The organism is Lichenicoccus sp., assembly GCF_965276875.1.
Classification (GTDB): Bacteria; Pseudomonadota; Alphaproteobacteria; order Acetobacterales; family Acetobacteraceae; genus Lichenicoccus.
Genome location: NZ_OZ255701.1, coordinates 70,150 through 87,622 on the forward strand (window position 1 = coordinate 70,150; position 17,473 = coordinate 87,622).

Genomic DNA, 17,473 nt, shown 5'->3' on the forward strand with positions numbered 1-17,473 from the left:
TGCATGCCGCTGATTGCGTTGAAGGTCGCGGTCCAGATGGATCCGATCGAGACCGTTGATATTGAAGCGGATTCCAGCTTCGCGCTGATGCTTGAGGCGCAAAGCAGGGGGCACGCACTCTGGGTCTATGAGGTGCGCCATCTCAGCCTGCGCGAGGGACGCGGCATCCCGGGCCGCATGCAGCGGCTGACGGCACGCGCGCGTCCGGTCCGCCTGGAACGCAAATCCGGCGCGCACGTGCAGGCCGGCCCGGAGACCATCCTCGACCTCGCCTCGGTCGACGTGGTGCTGATGCGCCAGGATCCGCCGTTCGACATGGCCTACATCACGGCGACCCACCTGCTGGAGCACGTCCACCCGCATACCCTGGTGGTCAACGATCCACGCGCCGTGCGTGACGCGCCGGAGAAGCTGCTGGTCACGCATTTCCCTGACCTGATGCCGCCGACCCTGGTCAGTTGGGATATCACGGCGATCCGCGCCTTCCGCGCCGAACATGCCGACGTCATCATCAAGCCGCTGTTCGGCAATGGCGGCGAGGGGATTTTCCGGATCCGCGAGGATGACGAGAATTTCAGCTCAGTTCTGGAGATGTTCTTTTCCCGTTCGCGCGAGCCGCTGATGATCCAGCGCTACGAGCCCGCGGTACGCGCCGGCGACAAACGTATCATCCTGGCCGATGGTGAGCCGATCGGGGCCTTCAACCGGATGCCGGCCAAGGGCGAGGCGCGTTCGAACCTGCATGTCGGCGGGGTGGCCGAGCCGGCGCCGCTGACCGAGCGCGACCGCGAAATCTGCCGGCGCATCGGCCCGCATCTGCGCGAGCACGGACTGGTTTTTGCCGGCATCGACATCATCGGCAACTGGCTCACCGAAATCAATGTGACCTCGCCGACTGGCCTGCAGCAGATCGACCGCTTCGACGGCATCAATAGCGCCGGCCTGATCTGGGACCGGATCGAGGCGCGGCAATCGCAGCCTACCTGCCCCTAAGTCTATCGGCGCCCATAAGGCCTGAAGGCGGCGCGCAACAGCGGCGAAAGCGGCTCGTACGGATTTCTGTTATCCAGCCACTCGTAGATCGGCGTCCGGAAATAGACCAAAACCGTGGCCAGCCATAACACCGCCGCCAGCAACACGAGGCAGATTTCAAGTCCCGGCACCGTCGCACATCCTTCGCAAGGATACAGGTATATAACGTTCGCCAGGGCGCAGACGCAAACGTCATCGACACTGCGTTGTCTTCGCCCTTGCCGAACCGATGCGAGCAGGGCAGACATCAGCGCGATGAGCCACGCTTTGGAAGAACGCACGCCACGTGGCCCGGACGGTCCGCATCCCCGCTCTGCACTCGATGCCGAGGCGGTCAAGCTGGCCTACCGTCGCTGGGCCGGCGTCTATGACGCGGTGTTCGGCGGCATCTCCGGCTTCGGCCGACGCCGCGCAGTCGACGCGGTCAATGCGCTGCCCGGCGAACGGGTGCTGGAAGTCGGTGTCGGCACCGGCCTCGCCTTGCCTCGCTACGCTGCGGACAAGCGCATCACCGGCATCGATCTCTCGGGCGACATGCTCGAGCGTGCGCGCTGGCGGGTCGAACGCGGCGGCCTTGGTCACGTCGAGGCGTTGCTGGAGATGGACGCCGAGGAGACCGACTTCGCTGACGGCAGCTTCGACATTGCGGTGGCGATGTTCGTGGCCTCGGTGGTGCCGAACCCGCGCCGGCTTTATCATGAATTGCGACGGGTCGTGCGCCCCGGCGGGCATATCCTGTTCGTCAACCACTTCCTGGCCACCGGAGGCGTCCGTCTGCTGGTCGAGCGCACCATGGCCCGTGCCTCGCGCTCCCTCGGCTGGCATCCGGATTTTGCCATCGAATCCCTGCTGCCGCCTGCCGACCGCGCGCGCGCCCGGATCGAGCCGGTTCCGCCGGGCGGCCTGTTTACCCTGGTGAGCCTGGCCAATACCGACGGCACTGTTTGATCGCTGGTGTTTTTGCTGGTCATCGCCCCTACATTTCCTCGAGGTCGACACGCGCGGCCAACCCACGGGGAAAGGGCTGAAATGGACCGGATCGTCACCAGCCTGACCCGCAACCTTGAGGACAAGCCGCAGCTGCGGTGAACCCATGAAGCACCCGACGACCCCACGCGCCGACGACGCTCCGTTCGTGGCGCAAGCCGGTGCTGTTGCGCGCGACTGGTTCGCGCTGCTCAAGCCGCGCGTGGTCTCGCTGGTGGTATTCACCGGCGCCGCAGGACTGGTGATCGCACCAGGACGGATCAACCCGCTGATCGGCTGCATCGCCGTGTTGTGCATTGCCGTGGCCGCCGGTGCCGCAGGGGCGATCAACATGTGGTACGATCGCGACATCGACCGGCTGATGCATCGCACCGCCTCCCGCCCGGTGGCGGCGGGCCGGATCGCCCCGAACGACGCGCTCGCCTACGGCCTTCTGCTCTCGGCCGCCTCGGTGATCCTGATGTGGCTGGTCACCAACACAGTGGCGGCGATCCTGCTCGCCGCCTCTATCGCGTTCTACGTGCTGATCTACACCATGTGGCTTAAGCGGTTGACACCGCAGAATATCGTCATCGGCGGCGCCGCCGGCGCCTTCCCGCCGCTCATCGGCTGGGCTGCCGCAACCGGGGGGATCAGCGCGCTGCCGCTCGTGCTGTTCGCGATCGTATTCCTGTGGACGCCGCCGCACTTCTGGGCGCTGTCGCTCTACGCCTGCAAGGATTACGCCCGCGCCGGGGTGCCGATGCTGCCCGTCACCCATGGCGCGACACACACCCGTCGGCAGATCATGGTCTATACGATCCTGCTCTGCGCCGTCTCGCTGCTGCCGCTGGCGCTTAATCTGACCGGACCGATCTATGCGGTTTCGGCGATCCTGCTCGATATCGGCTTCCTGGTCTGCGCCTGGCGCGTCCTGCGCGACCGCCAGGACGAAACTGGTGTCAGCCTGACCCGCGATGCACCGGCCCGGCTCACCTTTCGCTACTCGCTGCTTTACCTTGCGATCCTGTTCACCGCGGTCATCGTCGACCGTCTGGTCTGACTAGGCCCCGTGAGCGGCCGTATCATGCCGGGGGTGCTGCAGCGTGGGTTTCGCAAAGTTCGTAATAGATCGGCTCGAACGACGTCGCGATTGCCGCAATCTTCCCCATATGCGCGCGTGCCGCCGGATCGCTCATCATGGCGTCGAGGTCGGCTCGGCTGCGCCACGCGCGTAATTGGCGACATGCCGCCGATCGTGGCTGAGATGAAGGTTGGCGGAGATGAAGCCGGGTCGTTGGCGCATTCCGTGTTCGCTCGCGTGCGAGAGGGCGCGCAAAAGCTCCTCGGCTTTGGCAGGAGGGCATGTTGACCACTCTAGAGCGCAATGGTGTGCTGGAGCGGCATCCCGACCCGACGAACGCGCGCATCCTGCGGGCGACCCTGACAGCACGAGGCAGTGCTGTTCTGGCAGACGCGCACAGGCTGGTTGCTCCGGTCGAGCAAGTCCTTACCTGGATGTTTGGGAGCAATGGGGCAGACCAGCTTGCCCTGTCGCTGACCAGGTTCGCCAAAAACCTACGGTCGCCGCGTAGCCCAGCATAGGCAGAGTGCGTTGACTCTGTTACGCTGAACGCGGTTACCGGGAGACTATCATGCGCCGCCTGCTGATCGCCTGTCTCACAGTGGCATTTACCTTGGGGACCCTCGCCTCAGGCCATGTTGCCGAGGCGAAGTCGTCCTGCCGTGACGCCAAGGGCAAGTTCGTCAAATGCGCGACCGTCAAGCCGGCCAAGTGCCGGGATGCCAAAGGCAAGTTCACCGCCTGCCCCGCCTGAGCGTACCGCCGGCCTGATCAGCGCCCTTGCTGGATTGCCGAAAGCAGCCAGCGGCCGCCGGTGTAGCGCACGAACGTCCAGAACTCCGCGATACTGACCCGCTCTGCGAGGCTGCCGTCGACGACACGTCCGCCGGCATCCCTGGTCACGTCGATCATCGAGTAGCGCATGGCCACCGTTGCATAGTCGGCGCCGCCTTCGCTCCAGGCTTCCGACAGATCGCCGCGATCAAGATGTACGTCAGAGACGGCATTGCGCAGGCCGCGCCGCGACTGGTCCTGTAGCTGCTCGCCGAAATAGCTGACCATCTCCGGCGTCGCCAAGCTTTGCAGGGCGCCCACATCGGCGCGTGTCCAGGCCGCCTGCACAGCCTGCAGGCTCTGCTCGAACTGTTGGTAGTCGGCCTGCGAGATCGCCAGCGGCGGCGCGTTTGCGGCATAGCCCGCACCACTCGGCATCCGCGCCGTGGGCTGGGCGTAGCCGGGGCCGGCCCCTGCCATGCTGCGCGCCGAGCCGTTGGCAAAGCGGCGCATCAGCCAGCGCACCGCAAACACGATGAGTGCCAGCTGGATCAGGATGCCGAGCAGATGGCCAAAGCCAAGGCCGCCACCGAAGAAGCCGTGCCCGAACAGCATGCCGGCAAGGCCCGCGCCAAGGAAGCCGCCGAGCAGCCCGGCCGCCAGCGGATGGCTTCTGCGCCCCATCACGCCGCCGCCGAGGCGGTTGGCGCCGAAGCGGTTGGCATATGGAGCGGGCTGCGTCATCGAACGGCTGAGCGGGGCTGCGCCATACGGTGCGCTGCGGGTTGGCGCCGGCATGCTGAAGGTGCGGCTGCCGCGACTGCCGAAGGAGAACCCGTGACCTGCCCGCGCGTCGGCGGCCGGTGGTGCAAGAGCCAGGCCGCCGAGCAGCAGGACGGCGGCGATCAGGCGGGAGAGCGTGTGCGATGCGTTCATGGTGAACCTGAAATGGTGCGCCTTCTAGCTTCCGGCAACGGTCATGCCGTCGATACGGATCGTCGGCGCGTCAGTGCCGCGTCGGAACACCAGGTCGGAGGCTGGGGTCAGCTCCGCGAACATCGTGAGCAGGTTGCCGGCAACTGTGATTTCCGCGACCGGCTCCGCCAGTGCGCCGTTGCGGATCATGAAGCCCGTGGCGCCACGGCTGTAGTCGCCGGTGATCCCGTTCACCGCCGATCCCATCATTTCAACGATATACAGGCCCTCGGTAACGTCGGACATCAGCTCGGCGGGCGTGAGCGTGCCGGCGGCGAGGCTGAGATTGCTGGTCGAAGGTGACGGCGGCGACGAGGTGCCGCGCGAGGCGCTGCCGGTAGTCTCAAGCCCCAGCATGCGGGCGCTGCGCCCATCCAGCACCCAGCTGCGCAACACGCCATCCTCGATCAGCAGCAGTGGCGCGGTGACGACGCCTTCGCCGTCGAACGGCCGGCTGCGCAGGCCCCGTCGCCGGCGCGGATCATCGGCCACGTGGATGTCCTTGCGGAAGATCGTCTTGCCCATGCGGTCCTTCAGGAACGACGTGCCGCGCGCCACAGAGGCGCCGTTGACCGCGCCCGCGAGATGGCCGAGCAGGCTGCCCGAGACGCGCGGGTCATACACCACCGGCATGCGCGCGGTCTTTGGCCGTCGTGGGTTGAGCCGGGCGACCGCACGCTCGCCGGCGCTGCGGCCGATCACGGCGGCGTCGTCGAGATCCTCCAGATGCACCACCGAGTGGCCGTCATAGTCGCGCTGCATCGCGGTGCCGGTGCCGGCCAGGACGCTCGCCGAGACCGAGTGGCTGGTGCGGGCGTAGCCGCCGGAAAAGCCGCCCGACGTCACCAGCACCACCTCGTTGCGGCCGTAGCTTGCCGAGGCGCCGAGCGAATTGGCGACACCGGCGATCGCCATCGCCGCATCCTCGGCGCGTCCGGCACGCGTGGTCAGCGTGCCGACGTCGGGCTCGAACGCATCCTCCAGATCGAGGCCGGCGGCATCGAGCGGGCCGGTCGCGGCACGCGCGCACAATCCCGCCATGGTGTCGTCCGGCACCACGCGCGCCATCGCGACCGCCTGGCTCGCGAGTTGGCCGAAGCCGACCGGATCGGCGCTGGTGGCAGAGACGATGGCGCTGCGCCGTCCGACAAAGACGCGCAGCCCGATATCGTTGTGCTCGGCGCGCTCGAGCTCCTCGGTCCGGCCCTGGCGGACCTGCACGGCGAGCGAGGTGCCGCGGACCAGGACGGCGTCGGCGGCGTCGGCACCCTCGCGGCGCGCCAGCGTGATCAACTGGTCGAGCAAAGCAATACTCATGCCGCAAGCCTGCCGGCGATCTCGTCCAGGCCCGGGATGTGCCGCGCCGGCCCGATCGTGGCCAGGGTCGGCGTCCCCGCGAACAGCCGCGACGCCGCGCGGCAGACATCATCGAGCGTCACGGCATGCAGCCTGGCCACCGTCTCCGCCGTCGGGATCAGCCGGCCGAACACCTGGAACTGCCGGGCGAGCTGCTCGCAGCGGCTGCCGGTGCTCTCCAGCGACATCAGCAGGCTGGACTTCACCTGCGCCCGGGCGCGATCAAGCTCCTCCTGTCCGATCGCGCGCTGCACCTTGCGCAATTCCTCGATCGTTACCGGCAGCAACTCACGCGCCTCGTCCTCGCCAGTGCCGGCATAGATGCCGAACAGGCCGCCATCGAGGAACGGCGCATTGAACGAGTACACCGAATAGACCAGCCCGCGCCGCTCGCGCACTTCCTGGAACAGTCGCGAGGACATCCCCCCGCCGAGCAGGGTGGCGAGCAACAGCACCGGGTAGTAGTCGGGATCGCGGTAGCCGACCGACGGAAAGCCCAACACCACATGCACCTGGTCGAGCTCGCGCTCCAGCCGGAACTCGCCGCCTCGATAGGCGCCAGGCTCGAAGGCCTCGGGGGGGCGCGTCTGCAGGTCGGCGAAGTGCGTCGAGGCGAGTTCCACCACCTCCTCGTGCTGGAGGTTGCCGGCGGCGGCGACCACGACGTTGCCGGTGGTGTAGTGCTGGCCCATGTAGCCGGTCAGGGCCGCGCGCGACATCCCGCGCACCAGCGCATCGGTCCCGAGCGTCGGGCGGCCCATCGGCTGGCCGGGGAAGGCGGTCTCCTGGAAATGATCGAAGATGATGTCGTCGGGCGTGTCGTTCGCCTGGCCGATTTCCTGGAGGATAACGCCGCGTTCGCGCTCGATTTCGGAGTCCTCGAAGCTGCTATGGGTCAGGATGTCGCCGATGATGTCGGCACCCAGAGCGAGATCCTCCTTCAGCAGCTTGACGTAGTAGGCGGTCTGCTCGCGCGCCGTGTAGGCGTTGATGTGGCCGCCGACATTCTCGATCTCCTCGGCGATCCGCGCGGCACTGCGTCGCGGCGTGCCCTTGAAAGCCATGTGCTCGAGGAAATGCGAGACGCCGTTCTCGGCGGCGGCCTCGTGGCGGGTGCCGCTGGCGACATAGGCGCCGAGCGAGACGGTCTCGACCCGGTCCATGCGCTCGCTGACGACGAGCAGGCCGGAGGGCAGGCGGGTGACGCGGACGGGGTCGGTCATGCGGGTCCAGTATGGTTTGAGCGGGATCAGGCGGCGTTCTTCAACGTGGCAGCGCGGACCGCGTCCTCGACCGCAGCGAGGTCGTTCGGCACGAGCCGGTAACGCTCCTCGCGCGTGTAGAGATCGGCAAGATGAGGCGGCAGGTCCGGGCGCCGGCCGGTCGCCGCCAGCATCGCGTCGGGGAATTTGGCGGGATGCGCGGTCGCCATCGCCACCGTCGGCACGCCGGGGATGGCACCGGCGCGGCCGGCGGCGATGCCGATGGCGGTGTGCGGGTCGGCGAGATACCCGGTCTTGTCATGCAGGCGCCGAATTTCGGCACGCGTTGCATCGTCGTCAAGGCTGGTGCCGTGAAACAGCTTGGCCGCCTCAAGCCAGGCGGCATCCGGCACCGCCATGCGTCGGCTCTCGCGAAACCCGGTCATGATGCGCGCGCAGACCTGCGCATCGCGGCCGAGCAGCTCGAACAGCAGGCGCTCGAAGTTCGAGCTCACCCCGATATCCATCGACGGCGACAGGCTCGGCACCACGTCGCGCAGGCTCATGTCATTGCCGGACAAGAACCGCGGCAGGATGTCGTTGCGGTTGGCGCCGATGCACAGCCGCGCCACCGGCAGCCCCATCCGCCGTGCCGCCCAGGCCGCCAGCACGTTGCCGAAATTGCCGGTCGGCACGGCAAAGCTCACCGCCCGGTCCGGCGCGCCGAGGCTGAGGGCGGCGGCGGCATAATAGGGGATCTGGGCAGCGATCCGCGCCCAGTTGATCGAGTTGACCGCCGACAGCCGCAGCGCGTCGCGGAACGGCGCGTCCGCGAACATCGCCTTGACCAAATCCTGACAGTCATCGAAGCTTCCCTCGACGGCAAGGTTGGTGATGTTCGCCGCCAGCACCGTGGTCATCTGACGGCGCTGCACCTCGCTGGTGCGCCCCCGCGGGTGCAGGATTACCACGTCGAGCCGCGCACGATCGCGGCAGGCCTCGATCGCCGCCGAGCCGGTGTCGCCCGAGGTGGCGCCGACGATGGTCAGGTGCCCATCCTGCTTGGCCAGCACATGATCGAACAGCCGACCCAGCAACTGCATGGCGATGTCCTTGAACGCCAGGGTCGGGCCGTGGAACAGCTCCTGGACGAACAGGTCTTGGTCGAGTTGTACGAGCGGCGCCACCGCCGGGTGTGTAAAGGAACCATAGGCGTCAAAACACAGCCGTTGAAGTGTGGCGGCGTCAATCGATCTCTCGGTAAATGGGGCAAGGATACGCGCTGCCAGGGCCGGGTAGGGCAGCCCGCGCAAAGCGCGCCATTCCTCGGCACTGAAATGCGGCCAGCGCTGCGGCACGAACAGACCGCCGTCCTCGGCCAGGCCCGCGAGCAGCACACCGGCGAAGTCGCGATCCGGGGCAGCACCCCGGGTTGAAATGTAACGCATCCCCCTTCTCATAGCCCGCGCCGCGCGCCGACGCGACGCTTTTGCGCTCAGCGCCGGGCCTTTGGCGGCGAGGCTGCTGCCGGCGCTGAGGCCACGCGCAGTTCGAACAGCTCGACGGGATGCGCAATCCTCGAGTGGCCATGATGGAATAGCCCGGCGCGGTCGAACTGCGACACCGGAATGGTCAGCACGCCGTCCCGCAGGAAGGGTGCTGCAGGCCAGTGCAGGCGTGGATCGCTGATCACAGTCCGTAGCGCACGGTCGGGACTGAGGCTGAGGACGCTGTCGTTCTCGACATCGTCCAGATACAGCGTGCCGTCCGGCGCAATCGCGCTGCCGCCAAGGGCAGGCGTGTCATACCAGAACTCGACGCCGGCGGTGAGCGCCTGCGGCGTCGCCTTGGGATCGTCGAGCAGGCTGGTGGCAATGCGCGACATCGGGCCGGACAAGGGCTGATAATAGAGGAACTTGCCGTCCGGGCTGAGGTCGAGATTGTCGACATCAATCATGACGGGCTTGCCGTCCGCGCCGCGCAGGGTCTCGCCGTCGACGGTGACCGGGCGACGCGCCGTCATCGAAGGCGTGCCGTCAAGCACGCGACGGGCGGCCCCGGTCGTGAGGTCGAGCACGATCAGGCCGGGCGCGCCGGCATCGGCGATATAGGCGGTGGTGCCGTGCAGGCAGAAATCCGCCACCCGGCTCTTCGGACGCAGCACGTCCGCTGGCAGCACGATGGTGCGTGCGACGCTGTCATGGACGAGATCGATACGCACCAGCTTGGCAGCACCCGCAAGCGCCCGGCCACGGTCGGCGACGCCGCTATCGAGCACCCAGAGGCTGTGGTCGGGGCCGAGGCGGATCGCGCTCAGCCCGACAAAGACCTTCGCGGGGTCGGCCTTGTCAGCAGCCGCGGACCAGTCGTTCCAGCCGCCGCCGGGAAAAGGCTGGGGTTTGCCGTCATTGCCGATCACCGCGAGCGACGGGCCGGGATTGCCGGCGAGGCGGGAGAACACCACGAAGGTGCGTCCGTCGTCGGAGCGCGCGACACCGCTCCAGGCCAGCCTGTCGGTTTGCGCGATGCTGCGCAGCCGGTCCGGCGCTGCTGCCATTGTCGCGAGGAGCAGGGCGGCGCAGGCCAGCAGCTTCGCGATCGTCATGGCCTCGTCTCCTTCGGCCAGCGTCGGTGCAGCCACAGCCAGGAGGTTGGGTGGGCGCGTATCCAGCGCTCAAGGGTCGCGTTCATCGCCAGGGTAATCGCATGGATGTCGGCATGCCGCTCGCCGGTGAGCGGCACCGACAGTGGCGCTTCCACTATCATTCTGAAGCGCGCCGGCCCGAGACGCAGGATATGCGCCGGGATGATCGGCAGGCCAAAGCGTAGCGCCAGTTGCGCCATGGCGGGCGCGGTCATCGCCGGACGTCCGAAGAACGGCACCGCGATGCCGTCATTCATCTTCTGGTCGACCAGCATTCCCAGCGAGCCGCCGGCTTGGAGGTGCGACAACGCCGCACGGGCGCCGCGTGGTCCCTTGGCGAACAGCTCCACGCCGGGGGCAAGTGCCGCGCGCCGCATGCGATCGACAACCCCGTCGACCAATGGGTTCGAGGCGGCACGATAGAAGCCCGGCAGTGCAAGGCCGTAGCGCGACGCGATCGGCAGCATCACCTCCCAATTGGCGAAATGGCCGGAGACGAACAGCAAAGGTGGGGTCACGCGCGCGAGATGCTCCTCGCCGACGAGTTCCCATCCAGGCCCGTGGGCGGTGCGACGCAGGCCGCCCAAATGCGGCAGCTCGGCCACCGTGCGGCCGAGATTGTCCCAGACCGCGCGGATGATCCGGCGACGCGCCATTGCGTCGAGTGCGGGCAAGGCGGCGCGCAGATTGCTATCGCCCACCCGCGAGACCGGCAGCCGCGGGCCCAGCGCGCGCGCAATCCGACCGCCGAGATCCGATGCGCGCACCGGCCCGAGGCCGCGCAGGCCGGCGAACGCTGCCTCGAGTGCGGCAGCCTGCAGGCCCTGCGAGAGCCGGCGTGGGAACGAAGTCACGGTCATCGGCGCGTTATGCAGCCGCATACGCGCCGCATCCAGATGCTATTGCCCTGTGCGGCGGCAAGCGCGGCAAGACATGTTAGGGAATCACCATGATGCACCTGATCATGCAGCCGGAAATGTTCTACCGCTATCCGCTCTGGCAGGTCGGGCTGCTGTCCGGCGGTGCCGCGGTGCTGATCACGGTCTGCCTCGAATGTCTGGTCCGACGCTTCCTGCCGGCCACCACCCGTCAGGGCAACAACGACGCCTCGGCGGCGATCTTCTCCGTCGTCGGCGTGACCTTCGCCGTCCTGCTCGCTTTCGTCGCGAACGTCGCATGGGAAGGATACAACAAGGCGAAGGCCGCGGCCGCGACCGAGGCGGCGATGGCACTCGACGTCAACGCTGCCCTGGCCGGGGCAGCACTTCCCGCGCGTGACGCGCTACGCACGACACTTGTGGAGTATCTGCGTACGGTGATTGACGTCGAGTGGCCGGCCCAGGCGCAGGGACACGCGGTGGACCGTGCCTGGGTCAGCCTCGCGGCGCTCAACCGCGAGACCCTGGCCCTGCCGGTGTCCAGCCCGAACGCGATCTCCGTGCAATCGGCGCTGATGCAGGCGGTGACCCAGCTGTCCGACGCACGCCAGCAAAGGATCCTGGCCGCCGAGGTCACCGTGCCTGGAATTGTCTGGGCGGTGACGATCATCGGCGGGGCGCTGACCGTGGCGTTCAGTTCGTTCCTTGGTGTGCAACGGCTGGAGATGCACCTGGCGATGTCATGCACGCTGACGATCTCTGGTGTGCTGGTGCTGGTCATGATCCTGGCCTTGAGCAAGCCGTTCCGAGGCGACTACCGCGTCTCCACCGAACCGTTCCAGCAGGCGCTCGGCCATGTCACGTCGTCACCGGCGGTGCCAAACGTGGCGGCGCGTGCTATGCAGCCGGCGCCATAACATTTAGTGAGCCGAATGACCCGGATGAGCCCTCTCCACCTGACACGCAAGCAGCGGCTTGCCGGGCTCCTGGGTATGTTTCTGGTCACGAGCGCGCTGGCGCCGGTGATCCCGGCAACGCACAGCTTGGCCGGGGTGACGATGCCCGACACCATCCGCGTGGACGGTGCGACGCTGCGGCTGAATGGCATGGGCGTACGCAGCTTCACCTTCCTGCAGATACACGGCTACGTCGCCGGGCTCTACGTGCCGGCGCCGGCGCATGACGAAGCGACGCTGCTTGCCACCAAGGGTCCGAAGCTGCTGCAAATCTCGTATGTGCGTTCGGCTGGTCTCGGCCGGGTCCGGGGGGAGATGCGGGCGGCGCACCTGCGCACCTGCGCGTCCGGCTGCTCGCCCCGGGAAGACGGGGAATACCAGCAGTTGCTCGCCACCGCGCGCCCCGTCCATGCGGGTGATGTCAGCAGCTACGTATTTCAGGCCAATGGCGACGTGCAGGTGCTATTGGACGACCAGCGGCTGGCCACGATCCACGGGCCGGACCTCGCGCGCGCCATGCTGGACGGGATGATCGGGCGGAACGCGCCAACCCGCGCGCTACGCACCGGTCTGCTCGGGGGCTGAGGACAAGATCCCTCAGGCAGCCGACAGGCTCTCCCGGTCATCCTGGAAGTAGCGGCGGCTCAGATAGGTCACCAGGTCGGAGACGCTGCGAAAGCGGCTGTTCGCCTCTGGCGGGAACTCGGTCTTGAACGTCTCTTCAAGCGACATGGTCAGCTCGACGATGTCGAGGCTGTCGAGCGACAGGTCCTCGGCAAAGCGGGTTTCGAGACCGATCGGGCTGTCGGGCAGGAACAGGGTGCGACGGATGGCGCTGATCACGGCGGTGATGATGGTTTGATTGAGAGCTTCGGTCATCGAAATCGCTCCAAATCCGCGCGGGAAGACTGCTCACGGCCCCCGGCTCACGGCATCGTGATTACACCATATCACGAGTTCGTGTGCAAGCGAGATGAAACGAGTTTTTGACGATATTTACTGCACCGGTATGAGGACGTTCATACCGCCTGCCGGCGTCTCGCGGTTGTTACGAGCGTTCTCCAGGCTGGAGCCGGGCTCGTAACCATCCCCCGCGAAGTGGTTGCGCGGATTGAACAAATAGGGCTCGACGGTCGGGCTGCTCTCCTCGGCGAGCCGATCAGCGCCGGCCTGTGGGGCATCGATGTCCGGATCCGGAACCGGTGCCGGACGCATGGCCTGGGCATGCGCCGCCTGGACGATCGTCATGCCGCCGCCGGCACCTGGTGTCAGCGACATCTTGCCTGGCGACGACGTCGGGTCGCCAGCCAAGGCGGCCACCGGCAGCGCCATGGCGGACAGCGCGATCGCCGCCGCCAGACGAATCGCTGGTCGCATCATCGCGCTGCCGCTCCGACCGTCATGCCACGGCATCCTGCAGCGCGCCTCGGCCAGGCAGCGCGCCCTCGCCGCGCGGGTCCTGCGGCGGATTGCCCGCGGGTGCCGCGAGCGGTGCGTCGCCGATGCGCCGGTAGGCCTCGATGGCCCAGTGCACCGTCGGAAAGGCGATGTCCTCGACCGGCAGATCGTCGAAAGCAAACAGGCCGACTTCAAGGCTCTCCTCGCCCGCCTCGATAGACGGTTCGCCGGATCCCGCGAAACGCGCCCGATGAATGATCTGAACCTGGGCAATCCGGCTGATGCTGTAGATGGCGAGGATGCCGTCGATGACGATGCGCGCACCGGCCTCCTCGAGCGCTTCGCGGGCGGCGCCCTCGGCTGGGGTTTCGTGCAGTTCGAGATAGCCCGCGGGCAGTGTCCAGAAGCCCCGCCGTGGCTCGATGGCCCGGCGGCAGAGCAGGATGCGCCCGGCATGCGCCACCACCGCGCCCACGACGATCTTGGGATTTTCGTAAAACACGTGGCCGCAATCGAGGCAGGAAACCCGCTCTCGGTTTTCACCATCCGGCACGGCGCGTGCAAAGCGTGGCATCGCCCACGACGGTGGACGCGCGGCGATGAAATATCAAACGATTTCGCAAGCCCCCGGCTCTGGTTCAGGCCGAGATATCGAGCAAGGCGCCACGTCGGGTCGCGGGCCCGGGCGGCGTCTGCGCCTGCGGGCCGCCGACGGCCGCGGTCGGCGCCGTCACTGGCTTGACTTGACCGAGTCCGAGACCCGCACCAGGGCTGGGACCGGTTGTTGGACGGGGCTGCACCGAGAAGGCCGGCAGGGACGTGCTCGAGATCATGCCCAAGCCTGCCGCGCGGGCATGAACATCGGGTTAACGCAGGCTTGCGAGAAAATCGTCGAAGGCCGCCAGCACCGCCGCCGTATCGGCGTTGAAGCACTCGCGGTTGCCCTGGATGTGCCCGCTGGCAAGCCGGCCCTGGGCACCCGCGTCCGTGACCCAGGCGGCATCCGCGAACCGGTGCGGCGCCGGCGCCTCGGTGAACCGCGGATCCTGATAGATCGCGAGATCCGGCCGCCCGAGCAGGTTGGCGCGGGTGCTGATCATCATCGTCGGCAGATTGGCGAGCCAGCGATATTTCGCGAGCCCAGCACCCCAGATCGCGAACGCCGCATCGGCCTGGCGGCACCAGGCCAGGCTGGTGGCGATGCTCTCCCCGGTGGTGCCGATGATGGTCACGGGTGCTTGCGCAAATTTCGCCGCGATCCCCGCCACGATCTCCCGCTCGACGTCCTCGGGCGGGCGGCGCGCCAGACCGTAGGCCATGCCGCGGATCACGCCGGCCTCGCCTGCGGCCGGACCACGATTATAGCCGTCAAACACGATGACCGCGCCCGGGTGGCGCTCGGCCATGAACGTCGTGAACGCGTCGCAGAAGCCCGGCAGGTCGACGAAGGTGCGGTCCTCCACGCGCAGGCCGAAAATCACCACGGGCGGTCGCATTACCGCGCGCGGCCGCTCGGCGAAAAAGTCGTCAACGGCGCGCGCCTCCTCACTGCCGCCCAGATGCGCGGTGACGCGCGCGCGCAAGTCCGCCGAGACATGGTCGCGGGTGATCCGGCAGGGCCAGACATCCTCGCCGTAGGTCCGGTAGATGAAGGCATCCACACTAGCGAGCGTGCGGTCGACACGGCCCGCGAGCGGCGGGAACAACGCCTCCAGCGGGCCGAACAGCTCCGCATGCCCGTCATCGGCGTCCCGGTTCTGCGAACCCAGGATCAGCGTGGTCGGCAGGCGCTCCTCCGGCACCGCGCGGCAGAGTGCTTCCAGCCCGGTGAGGTCGTTCCAGAGATGATGGCCGATATGGATGACGCTCAGCAGCACATTGATGCCGCGCGCCTCGCCGCTGCGCCGTCGTTGTCCCATCAGCTCGGAATACTGGTTGATATGACGCACCAGCAATGGCCAGAACGCGAGGCCACGTTCGTTGCGCAGCCAGGTGTCGCCCATCCAGAGCCCGGTACGATCGTCAAACAGGAACAGGTTGGCGGCGGGGATCACCAGGCCGATCAGCCGCGCGGACCGGTCTCCGGCGACTGCCAGAAAATCGATCCCGTTGCGATCGGTGAATTGATAGATGAACACGTAGTCGTCCAGGATGAAGATGCCGCGCAGCCGCGTCTCGCTGCCGTCGATCGGGCTGGGCCAGTCCAGGCCGCCATCGCGGATCGCAGCCAGGGTGCGCTGGTGCAGGTCCACGCTGACCGCGCGCTCCACCGTCTCACGATCGAGTATGATGTCGCCCGGGACCGCCATCGACGCAGCCATCGTCGACGCGCCGAGGGGGGTCAAGGCTGGGCGTATGTCGCAATTGCAATGGCCGAGCAGGGCGGAGCGCGCGCTCGGGACGAGATCCAGGTAGCGTGTCACCAGCGCGTCCTCGGTGGCCTTGAACGCCAGCACGGTGTCGAGATGGCGGTTCATCACCGGCAGTGCATAGGGCATCACCATATCCCGGATGGCGCCAGGGCCGTGGGTGAGGTCGTCGATCAGGCGCAGCTCGGCGTCGAGCAGCCAGGTGGCGCGCGCGCCGTCCGCATGGCGGAGTTCGAGCAGATAAAATGGGTCGAAGTCGCGATACAGGCTTTGCGCGGTCCAGCCGGCTTGCAGGTCCGCGGGACGCATCGCCTTTGCGCCGATCAGGATCGGCAGCTCCGAGCCGTCCGCAAGCTCGACCGCAACGACATTGTCCGCCGTCTGCACGGCCAGCCGTTCGCCGGCTCCAAGCCCCGCCTTGCGTGGCTGCGCCGCCAGCAGTTCCAGCCGCAAGGTGCGCGGCAGGCCACCCCAGACCGCCCGCTCTAGCCCGTGTGCGCCGCTCAGCAGGGTGTCTCGGATGGGCGTCGGCAGGTGCACGACCTGCTCGAAATACGCCTCGTCCGCCGCATCCACGATCCAGTGCGCGGTGTCGCCGCCTTGGTGGCGCAAGGCGATGACCACCAGCGGCGGCAAGGCCAGATGAAAGCCAGTTGCCGTCCAGCCCTCCCGCAGGGCCGGGAAATCGCCTCCCTGTCGTCGCAGGCGGCGGTGCCGGCCGCTGGGATCGACCAGCACCGCAACACCGGCCTCGTCCAGCAGTGAGAACGTGGCGGCGGACGCCTGCCAAAAGCGGCGTCTGATCAGCGGCCACATGCGCGCGCCCACCGGCCCTACCCGGTTGGCCGTAACAATCGGCGCAGCCAGCCGTTCCTGGACGCGTGGTCTGCATCATCCAGGACGGTGGCATGGTCGATCGTCTCGGCGGCCGCCGCACGCGCGAGCCACGAATCGTCCCCCGCCTCCGCCGCTTCCGCGTCCGAACTCTCGGTCTCGTCGAGGCGGGTCGGGCGCACCAGGATCCCATCTGCAAGCGCATAGTGGCACAGCAGACCTTCCAGGACCCGTGCTCCGGAGAGGCCGTGCTGATGGGTGAAGACCGCATCCATCGCCGGGACGTAGAGGGCGGGCGCACCGTCGGCGCTGGCCAGAAGATAAAGGGTCACATCGTGCACCGGATCGTGGCAGCGCCAGGCGCGTGTGCGATCCTCGGCAAAGGCAAAGGCCTCCTGCACCGGCAGCTTCGTGCCGGTGAAGGGGGAGACCACGCGCACGTCCACGCGGCCCGGCGCCAGACTCTGCTCGAGCATCTGCGGCGAGAGCCGCAAGGCGGCTTTTGCCATCGCCGGGACGACCTGATCGAAGCGTGCCGCGCGCACGATCTGCGGCGGCGCGAGTGCGACAATGAGCCGCACCAGATCGGCAACAAATCGGGGATTGATGCCGCTGAATCTCTGGGCGGCGTCGGCAATCGCCGGGGTCGACGCGAGCAGGCTGGTCTGCCGGATTTCGGCAAGCAGCGGGATGAGTGCCTCGTGCAGGCGTGCCACTTGCCACGGCTGCATGCGGTCGAGTGCGTTGCCGGCGAAACCGAAATCCTGATCGAGATACCAGACCGCATCGCGCATCGGACCATCGTCGCGACGCAGCTCAAGCAGATGAAAGGGCGGCAATCCGGTCTGCAGTCCGACCGGCACCCAGCCCGGCTGGAACGCCGTCAGCGGCTGCCCGCCGAAGGTGATCGGATGCCTCCGTCCGTCCGGGTCAGTGGCTTGATATGTGCCGTCGTGCAACGAAACCGGCCAGCAGGGCAAACCGAACTCTCCTCATCGGATGCCG

Annotated in this window: 19 protein-coding genes; 6 read left to right on the plus strand and 13 right to left on the minus strand. The window is 67.5% G+C overall.

Translation table 11 applies throughout. The annotated features are described in order from the left end of the window. Window positions 1-3 precede the first annotated feature (3 nt). Window positions 4-993: a glutathione synthase gene (gshB, locus tag ACQY4K_RS00350; RefSeq protein WP_428392433.1), complete on the plus strand. Its 990-nt coding sequence runs from the start codon at window positions 4-6 to the stop codon at window positions 991-993. A gap of 2 nt (window positions 994-995) precedes the next feature. Here gshB and ACQY4K_RS00355 read toward each other — a convergent pair whose 3' ends face one another. Further along, window positions 996-1,163, minus strand: a complete 168-nt coding sequence (locus ACQY4K_RS00355; RefSeq protein WP_428392434.1) for a hypothetical protein — start codon at window positions 1,161-1,163, stop codon at window positions 996-998. A 124-nt stretch (window positions 1,164-1,287) separates the two neighbouring features. Between ACQY4K_RS00355 and ACQY4K_RS00360 the strand changes: the two genes are divergently transcribed. The 3 genes from ACQY4K_RS00360 to ACQY4K_RS00370 all read left to right on the plus strand — a co-directional run bounded on the left by ACQY4K_RS00360 (window position 1,288) and on the right by ACQY4K_RS00370 (window position 3,836). Then, window positions 1,288-1,980: a class I SAM-dependent methyltransferase gene (locus tag ACQY4K_RS00360; RefSeq protein WP_428392436.1), complete on the plus strand. Its 693-nt coding sequence runs from the start codon at window positions 1,288-1,290 to the stop codon at window positions 1,978-1,980. 145 nt (window positions 1,981-2,125) lie between these two features. Continuing rightward, window positions 2,126-3,061 (plus strand): heme o synthase, encoded by a 936-nt coding sequence (locus ACQY4K_RS00365; protein WP_428392438.1) that lies wholly within the window; start codon window positions 2,126-2,128, stop codon window positions 3,059-3,061. 592 nt (window positions 3,062-3,653) lie between these two features. Further along, complete coding sequence (locus ACQY4K_RS00370; RefSeq protein WP_428392439.1) at window positions 3,654-3,836, plus strand: hypothetical protein; 183 nt, start codon at window positions 3,654-3,656, stop codon at window positions 3,834-3,836. Window positions 3,837-3,853: 17 nt separating this feature from the next. On the opposite strand, the gene ACQY4K_RS00375 is transcribed toward ACQY4K_RS00370, so the two are convergent. The 6 genes from ACQY4K_RS00375 to ACQY4K_RS00400 are packed head-to-tail and all read right to left on the minus strand — an operon-like array spanning window position 3,854 to window position 10,893. Then, on the minus strand, window positions 3,854-4,792 hold the full coding sequence (locus ACQY4K_RS00375) for a Tim44 domain-containing protein (protein ID WP_428392441.1): 939 nt from the start codon (window positions 4,790-4,792) through the stop codon (window positions 3,854-3,856). 24 nt (window positions 4,793-4,816) lie between these two features. After that, the gene (locus ACQY4K_RS00380; protein WP_428392443.1) at window positions 4,817-6,148 is read right to left on the minus strand and encodes a TldD/PmbA family protein; all 1,332 of its coding nucleotides are present in this window, start codon (window positions 6,146-6,148) and stop codon (window positions 4,817-4,819) included. Next, window positions 6,145-7,410 carry a M16 family metallopeptidase gene (locus tag ACQY4K_RS00385; RefSeq protein ID WP_428392445.1) on the minus strand — a complete coding sequence of 422 codons (1,266 nt, stop codon included), beginning with the start codon at window positions 7,408-7,410 and terminating at the stop codon, window positions 6,145-6,147. The genes ACQY4K_RS00380 and ACQY4K_RS00385 overlap by 4 nt, the downstream gene beginning before the upstream one ends. A 26-nt stretch (window positions 7,411-7,436) precedes the next feature. After that, entirely contained in the window at window positions 7,437-8,837 is a 1,401-nt protein-coding gene (gene thrC, locus ACQY4K_RS00390; RefSeq protein WP_428392447.1) for a threonine synthase, read from the minus strand. 47 nt (window positions 8,838-8,884) lie between these two features. Next, window positions 8,885-9,994, minus strand: coding sequence for an L-dopachrome tautomerase-related protein (locus ACQY4K_RS00395; RefSeq protein ID WP_428392449.1), 1,110 nt, complete (start codon window positions 9,992-9,994; stop codon window positions 8,885-8,887). Continuing rightward, on the minus strand, window positions 9,991-10,893 hold the full coding sequence (locus tag ACQY4K_RS00400; protein WP_428392451.1) for a lysophospholipid acyltransferase family protein: 903 nt from the start codon (window positions 10,891-10,893) through the stop codon (window positions 9,991-9,993). Before ACQY4K_RS00400 ends, ACQY4K_RS00395 begins: the two co-directional genes overlap by 4 nt. A gap of 89 nt (window positions 10,894-10,982) precedes the next feature. Between ACQY4K_RS00400 and ACQY4K_RS00405 the strand changes: the two genes are divergently transcribed. Next, entirely contained in the window at window positions 10,983-11,828 is an 846-nt protein-coding gene (locus ACQY4K_RS00405; RefSeq protein ID WP_428392453.1) for a DUF4239 domain-containing protein, read from the plus strand. 24 nt (window positions 11,829-11,852) lie between these two features. Continuing rightward, entirely contained in the window at window positions 11,853-12,452 is a 600-nt protein-coding gene (locus ACQY4K_RS00410) for a chalcone isomerase family protein (RefSeq protein ID WP_428392455.1), read from the plus strand. Between the two features lie 12 nt (window positions 12,453-12,464). On the opposite strand, the gene ACQY4K_RS00415 is transcribed toward ACQY4K_RS00410, so the two are convergent. From ACQY4K_RS00415 to ACQY4K_RS00440, 6 genes are all read right to left on the minus strand, one after another. Next, window positions 12,465-12,746, minus strand: a complete 282-nt coding sequence (locus tag ACQY4K_RS00415; protein ID WP_428392456.1) for a phosphopantetheine-binding protein — start codon at window positions 12,744-12,746, stop codon at window positions 12,465-12,467. A 117-nt stretch (window positions 12,747-12,863) separates the two neighbouring features. After that, the gene (locus ACQY4K_RS00420) at window positions 12,864-13,247 is read right to left on the minus strand and encodes a hypothetical protein (RefSeq protein ID WP_428392458.1); all 384 of its coding nucleotides are present in this window, start codon (window positions 13,245-13,247) and stop codon (window positions 12,864-12,866) included. Window positions 13,248-13,266: 19 nt separating this feature from the next. Then, complete coding sequence (locus ACQY4K_RS00425) at window positions 13,267-13,839, minus strand: NUDIX domain-containing protein (protein ID WP_428392460.1); 573 nt, start codon at window positions 13,837-13,839, stop codon at window positions 13,267-13,269. Window positions 13,840-13,903: 64 nt separating this feature from the next. Further along, complete coding sequence (locus tag ACQY4K_RS00430) at window positions 13,904-14,098, minus strand: hypothetical protein (RefSeq protein WP_428392461.1); 195 nt, start codon at window positions 14,096-14,098, stop codon at window positions 13,904-13,906. A gap of 33 nt (window positions 14,099-14,131) precedes the next feature. After that, window positions 14,132-16,450 carry a hypothetical protein gene (locus ACQY4K_RS00435; protein ID WP_428392463.1) on the minus strand — a complete coding sequence of 773 codons (2,319 nt, stop codon included), beginning with the start codon at window positions 16,448-16,450 and terminating at the stop codon, window positions 14,132-14,134. Between the two features lie 17 nt (window positions 16,451-16,467). Continuing rightward, complete coding sequence (locus ACQY4K_RS00440) at window positions 16,468-17,427, minus strand: hypothetical protein (protein ID WP_428392464.1); 960 nt, start codon at window positions 17,425-17,427, stop codon at window positions 16,468-16,470. Between the last annotated feature and the right edge of the window lie 46 nt (window positions 17,428-17,473).